The 6,828-nt window shown below is 66.8% G+C and carries 3 protein-coding genes; 2 read left to right on the top strand and 1 reads right to left on the bottom strand.

The window, feature by feature from the left end; genetic code table 11:
- Nucleotides 1-192: 192 nt before the first annotated feature.
- Together pepN and LL06_RS20935 are read left to right on the top strand one after the other, a co-directional pair.
- Complete coding sequence (pepN, locus tag LL06_RS20940) at nt 193-2,835, top strand: aminopeptidase N (protein WP_035531380.1); 2,643 nt, start codon at nt 193-195, stop codon at nt 2,833-2,835.
- Nucleotides 2,836-3,113: 278 nt separating this feature from the next.
- Nucleotides 3,114-5,456 carry an ATP-binding protein gene (locus LL06_RS20935; RefSeq protein ID WP_035531378.1) on the top strand — a complete coding sequence of 781 codons (2,343 nt, stop codon included), beginning with the start codon at nt 3,114-3,116 and terminating at the stop codon, nt 5,454-5,456.
- 18 nt (nt 5,457-5,474) lie between these two features.
- On the opposite strand, the gene LL06_RS20930 is transcribed toward LL06_RS20935, so the two are convergent.
- Nucleotides 5,475-6,533, bottom strand: coding sequence for a putative zinc-binding metallopeptidase (locus LL06_RS20930; protein ID WP_035531375.1), 1,059 nt, complete (start codon nt 6,531-6,533; stop codon nt 5,475-5,477).
- Between the last annotated feature and the right edge of the window lie 295 nt (nt 6,534-6,828).

Genomic DNA, 6,828 nt, shown 5'->3' with positions numbered 1-6,828 from the left:
GGCCCGCGGGTCCGCATTTGTCGCGAAGGCGCCCTCCGCGCAAGAGCCGCACGGGCCGCGCAGACCGGGCCCGAGGTCCAGGATTCCCGCCTGGGTCGCACCCGCCCTTATTGACAAACGCTCTTAACCCCATGGCAGGAACCGCTATGATAGCGTCCTGTGCCATAATGGGATTTTGCGGGGCACATGCATATGCGGACTGAAACGGGACAGGTGTTCAAGCTCAAGGATTACAGGCCGACCGATTTCGTGGTCGAGCGGATCGATCTGACCTTCGAGCTTGATCCGAAGGAGACCAAGGTGATCTCGCGCGTGATCATGCACCGCCGCGAGGGCGTGCCCGCGGACGCGCCCCTGGTGCTCGACGGCGACGAGGTGAGCCTCGACAGCCTGCAGATCGACGGCGCCGACATCGAGCGATCGCTCTATGACGCCGCGCCCGACAGCCTGACCATCCGCGGCCTGCCCGCAAGCGGTCCGTTCGAGGTGACGGTCGCCACCACGATCTCGCCCGAGACCAACACCAAGCTGATGGGGCTCTACCGCACCAACGGCGTCTACTGCACCCAGTGCGAGGCCGAGGGCTTCCGCCGCATCACCTATTTCTACGACCGGCCCGACGTGCTGGCGGTCTACACGGTGACCATCATCGCCTCCAAGGACGAGGCGAAATATCTGCTGTCGAACGGCAATTATCTCGGCGGCGGCAATTATGACGAGGGCCGGCACTTCGCCGCCTGGTTCGATCCGCACCCCAAGCCCTCCTACCTGTTCGCGCTGGTGGCCGGCGATCTCGGTCTGGTCGAGGACAGCTTCACCACCCTGAGCGGCCGCGAGGTGGCGCTCAAGATCTATGTCGAGCACGGCAAGGAGGGCCGCGCCGGCTACGCCATGGATGCGCTCAAGCGCTCGATGAAATGGGACGAGGAGGTCTATGGCTGCGAATACGATCTCGACATCTTCCAGATCGTCGCCGTGTCGGACTTCAACATGGGGGCCATGGAAAACAAGGGTCTCAACGTCTTCAACGACAAATACGTGCTGGCCGACCCGGAAACGGCGACCGACGCCGACTACGCCAATATCGAGGCGATCATCGCGCATGAATATTTCCACAACTGGACCGGCAACCGCATCACCTGCCGCGACTGGTTCCAGCTCTGCCTCAAGGAAGGGCTGACGGTCTTCCGCGACCATGCCTTTTCTGCCGACCAGCGCTCGGCCGCGGTCAAGCGCATCGCCGAGATCCGGCTCTTGAAGGCGCACCAGTTTCCCGAGGACGCGGGCCCGCTCGCCCATCCCGTGCGCCCGGAAGCCTATCGCGAAATCAACAACTTCTACACCGCCACCGTCTACGAGAAGGGCTCCGAGGTGGTGGGCATGATCCGCACCATCCTGGGCCGCGGGGATTTCCGCAAGGGCATGGATCTCTATTTCCAGCGGCATGACGGCGACGCGGCGACCATCGAGGATTTCCTCGCCTGCTTCGCGGAAGCCAGCGGGCGCGATCTCAAGCAGTTTTCGCTCTGGTACAGCCAGGCCGGCACGCCCTCGGTCTCGGTGTCGACCGACTGGAACGAGGCGAAGAAGACCTTCAAGGTGACGCTCGAGCAATCGCTTGCGCCCACGCCCGGCCAGTCGCGCAAGGCGCTGATGCACATTCCGCTGGCCTATGGCCTGATCCTGCCCGACGGCGCGGAATTCGACGGCCGGCCTACCGGCGGCGAGGCCGGCGGCGGCGTGTTCCAGCTCACCCGGCGCAAGCAGACCTTCACCTTCACCGACGTGCCCGGACGGCCGGTGCTGTCGATCAACCGCGGCTTCTCCGCCCCGGTCAACATCGCCATGGAGCAGAGTGCGGCGGATCTCGCCCATATCGCCCGCCATGACAGCGACGGCGTGGCGCGCTGGCAGGCGATCAACGAGCAGGCGACGCGCCATCTGGTGACCGCCTCCCGGCTCGCCCGCGACGGCCGCAACCTGCCTTCGGCGCAGGAGCTTGCCGACATCCTCGTCGCGGTGGCGGCGGACGAAAGCCTCGAGCCCGCCTTCCGCGCCCAGGCGCTGGCCCTGCCGGCCGAAAGCGACATCGCCCGCGAGATCGGCTCCAACATCGATCCCGACGCCATCCACACGGCGCGCGAGGCGGTGCTCATGGAAGTCGCCCGCGCCGGCTTCGACCTGTTCGCGAGACTCGCCGAAGGCGCGCCCAAGGGCCAATACAGCCCCGGTGCGGAGGACGCGGGCAAGCGGGCGCTGGCGGGCATCGCCATGAGCTACGCGGCGATCGCCGAGGGCTCCCCCGCCCGCGCCAAGGCCGCCTTCGACGCGGCCGACAACATGACCGTGCTGTCGCAGGCGCTGCAGGTGCTGACCCAGAACTTTCCGGCCGCCCGCGAAACCGGCGAGGCGCTGGACGCCTTCAAGGCGCGCTTTGCGGGCGATCCGCTGGCGCTCGACAAATGGTATTCGATCCAGGCCACCGCGCCCGGCGCCGAAACCCGCGCGCGCGTCGAGGAACTGCTGGCGAGCAGCGATTTCGACCGCACCAATCCCAACCGCGTGCGCTCGCTGATCGGCGCCTTCTCGTCGGGCAATCCGACCGGCTTCAACGCCGCCGACGGCGGCGGCTACCGGCTGCTCGCGCGCGAGGTGATCGACATCGACAAGCGCAATCCGCAGCTCGCGGCCAGGCTTCTGACCGCCATGCGGTCGTGGCGCTCGCTGGAGCCGGGACGCCAGGAACAGGCCCGGCTCGCGCTGGTTTCGATCCGTGCCGCGGGCAACCTCTCCACAGATGTGAGCGACATCGTCGACCGGATGCTGGCCGGCTGACGCGCCGCTTCGCTCCGCCTCCCAGCCTCGCCCCGACCCGGCCGCTCCGGCGATCGGGTGCGGCGGTCACGCGGCGCGCCCGGGTGATTTGCCCGCCGCCCTGCAAGCGGGCGCCGTACGACGCCCGGAAAGGCGACTCGAATCCGAATTTAACCGGGCGTTTTCAGATGGTTAACAAAACCCTACTTTTTGGGCTGGACAAGCCGAATCACCTTTGATTCATTAGGTTAGATTCGGAGATGCGGTTGTCCGGATCCCAACGGGGATAAGCAAACATCATGGCGGACGCGCAGGACCTATCTGCGGCCGAAAGGTCGATTCACGCTCGAAAACCTGATTTCAAAAGGGCGGCAGGCAGGCAACTTTCCGGTCACGCCAAGCTGTTCGCGCAGCCCGCCTATGAGCGCCTGGCAGGCGCCGAACCCTTCCTCAAGCGCCTCATTCCGGTCCTCATCGTCGCCTTCCTGGTGGTGGTCGCCGCCGCCCGCTACATGAACATGAGCGAGGGCCGCGACCGGCTGTTCACGGCCGCCCAGCAGATGACCGCGCTGACGCTCGCCGCCGCCAACGCCATGTTCACGGCCGACCCCTCCCCGGTCCGGCAGGCCCTGCGCTGGGAGACCGAGGCCCGGCTCAACCGCGTGCTCAGTGCCATGCCGGACACCGGCGGACGCACCATGCTGGTGATCGACGCGCAGGACCGGGTGTTCGCCGCCACTGCCGGCGGTCAGCATCTCGTCGGCCGTCCCATCATGGCGCTGCTTGCAGAATCGGCGCCCTTGTGGCTGTTTGGCGAACGCGCTGGCGTCCAGACCATCGAATTCGGCGGGCAGGAGTACCTGGCGGCGATGTCGCGGCTGCCCGACTCCGCCGGCGCCATCCTGGCGCTGACCCCGGTGGCGGAGATGAACGAGGCCTGGCGGCAGTCGGTCTCGGTCAATGTGACGCTGTTCATCGCCACCTCCTCGATCCTGCTGGTGATCCTCTACGCCTATTTCAGCCAGGCCGGACGGGCGCAGGAGGCCGACGGCATCTATCTCGAAAGCCAGCGACGCGTCGACATGGCGCTGTCGCGCGGGCGCTGCGGCCTGTGGGACTGGGACATGGCGCGCGGACGGCTGTACTGGTCGCGCTCGATGTACGAGATCCTGGGGCTGCCGCCGCGCGACAGCGTGATCTCCTTCGGCGACGCCTCGCGGCTGATGCATCCCGACGACGGCGACCTCTACGAGATCGCCCAGAAGGTCGCCAGCGGCGACATCAAGCAGGTCGACCATCTCTTCCGCATGCGCCACGCCAAGGGCCATTATGTCTGGATGCGGACACGCGCGCAGGTGGTCGATCCGAGCTCGGCCCAGACCCACCTGATCGGCATCGCCATGGACGTCACCGAGCAGCACCAGCTCCAGCAGCGCACGGCGGAAGCCGACCAACGCCTGTTCGACGCCATCGAGAGCACCTCGGAAGCCTTCGTGCTGTGGGACCGCGACGACAGGCTGGTGCTGTGGAACAAGCACTACCAGGAAATCCACGGCCTGCCCGCCGACGTGCTCGCGCCCGGGACCCCGCGCGACACGGTGGAGGCTGCGGCGACACGGCCGGTGGTGGCGCGGCGGCTGGCGGTGCCCTGCGGCAAGGGCCAGGCGCAGACCCATGAGGTGCAGCTCGCCGACGGCCGCTGGCTGCAGATCAACGAGCGCGAGACGCGCGACGGCGGCCAGGTGTCGGTGGGAACCGACATCACGCCGCTCAAGCGCAACCAGGAACGTCTGCGCGACAGCGAGAAGCGGCTGATGGCGACCATCGGCGATCTCACCGCCTCCCAGTCCGAACTCAAGCGCAAGGCGGAGGAACTCTCCGAGCTCAACCAGGACTACCAGGTCGAGAAAGAGCGGGCGGAAGCCGGAAGCCGGGCCAAGTCCGAATTCCTGGCCAATATGAGCCATGAGCTCAGGACCCCGCTCAACGCCATCATCGGCTTCTCCGAGGTGCTGCAGACGCGCATGTTCGGCCCGCTCGGCTCGGACAAATACGCCGAATACGCCGACGACATCCACAATTCCGGCATCCACCTGCTGACCGTCATCAACGACATCCTCGACATGGCCAAGATCGAGGCCGGGCGGATGCAGATCCAGCGCGAGGACGTGGACCTGGCGCCGCTGATCGAGGAAACGCTGCGGCTGCTGGCGATCCAGGCGGAGAAGAAGGGCGTCGAGGTGCAGCAGAAGATCTCGCCGCGTCTGTCGCTCAACGCCGACCGCCGCGCCATGAAGCAGATCCTGCTCAACCTGCTGTCGAACGCGGTCAAGTTCACCGAGCCGGGCGGCCGCATCCTGGTGCGCGCGCGAAAGACCTCGAGCGCGGTGACGCTGACCATCGAGGACACCGGCATCGGCATTCCGAAGTCGCTGCTGCGCCGGATCGGCCAGCCGTTCGAGCAGGTTCAGAACCAGTTCTCCAAATCCACCGGCGGCTCCGGCCTGGGGTTGGCGATCTCGCGCTCTCTCGCCGAACTGCATGGCGGGGCGATGAAGGTGCGGTCGGTCGAAGGCGTCGGCACGATCGTCAGCGTCCGCGTGCCGCTGGCCTTGCAGGAAGAGCACGTGGCGGCCGCATAGGGTCCCGCGCCGCTTGGCTCAGCCGCGGTTGTGGATCAGGCCGTGGATGAATTCGAGCTTGGAGAAGATCACGTCCGAGAGCACGAAGGGGTAGAAATCCCCGAGCCCGATTGAGCGGTTCATGGCGTTCATCGCCACCGTCAGCGGCACCCAGGCCTCGATCATCGGGCGGAACTCGACCGCGCCGTAGGGGCCGGCGTCCGACCAGCCGCCCGGCGTGCGGTTGAGGCCTGCATCGGGCGTATGGCCGTCGAGCCCGTACCAGCCGGCCGTCTCCAGCCCGTCGACGATGTGGAAATAATGAGCCCAGGTCTCGGCGAAATCCTCCCAGGAATGGGCGCAGGCATAGGAGCTGACATGGGTCATCTGCCAGCCGTCGGGCGCGCCGCCCTCGTAATGCCGCTTGAGCGCTTCGGCGTAATCCTCGCGCTCGTCGCCGAAAATGGCGCGGTAGCCGTCGAGCGCCGGCTTGTCGGCGACGAGCTGGTCCCAGTAGTAATGACCGATCTCGTGGCGGAAATGGCCGATCAGGGTGCGGTAGGGCTCGCCCATCGCCTTGCGGTGCTTCTCGCGGGTGGGATCGTCGGCCTCGGCGATGTTGATGGTGATCAGGCCGTTCTCGTGGCCGGTCAGCACCTTCTTCATCTGGCCATCCGGCGCCAGCACATCGGCCTTGAACTCGAAGCGCAGCGCCGCCTCGGGCGCATTGACGAGATCGCCGACGCCGAGCCGGAACTTGACGATCGAATAGAACAGGCGCCGCTTGGCTTCTTCCAGCGCCGCCCAGCGGTCGCGGTTTTCCGGCAGCGACAGATCCGGGATCACCAGCGTGTGGCTGCAACTGAGGCAGTGCTGCTCTTCCGGCCCGTCCTCGACCAGCCAGTTGCAGCCGATCATGTGTCGGTTGGCGCAGGCGTTGTAGGCGGTGGGGCCGTCATGCCACCGGTCGCTCTCGGCGGGCGCCGAGAAGATCTGGTCCCGCGCCGGGACATAGCCGAGCTTCGAATTGCAGCTCACGCACCGGCTGTTGCGGAAATGCACTTCATTGGAGCAGGTGGGGCAGGCATAGCGGCGCATCGGGTCAATCCAGTGATAGGTTCGTGCGGCCTTTCGGCCGCAAGTGTGGCAGGGGCGCTCGAGCGTGTGTCTTCCTGAGTAGGTCTCCTGGGGACGCGGCGCAACCGGCGGGACCTCATCCAACGCGCGCGGGGGGATCCGGTTCCGTCCCGGCGCGCGGAATGTGCCTGACCGGGAGACATCAGGCCCGAGCCCGCGCGTGCCGCACCGGATGGACCAGTCTGCAGGCACGGAAAAGGGCGGGCGTCCTGGACGCCCGCCCTTCTGATTCCGGATTTCCGGCGACGCTCCTCGC

This window comes from Hoeflea sp. BAL378, from assembly GCF_000759435.1.
Lineage (GTDB): Bacteria > Pseudomonadota > Alphaproteobacteria > Rhizobiales > Rhizobiaceae > Hoeflea.
Note: the sequence above shows the minus strand (reverse complement) of the source record. Positions and strands in the feature narration are given on the sequence as shown.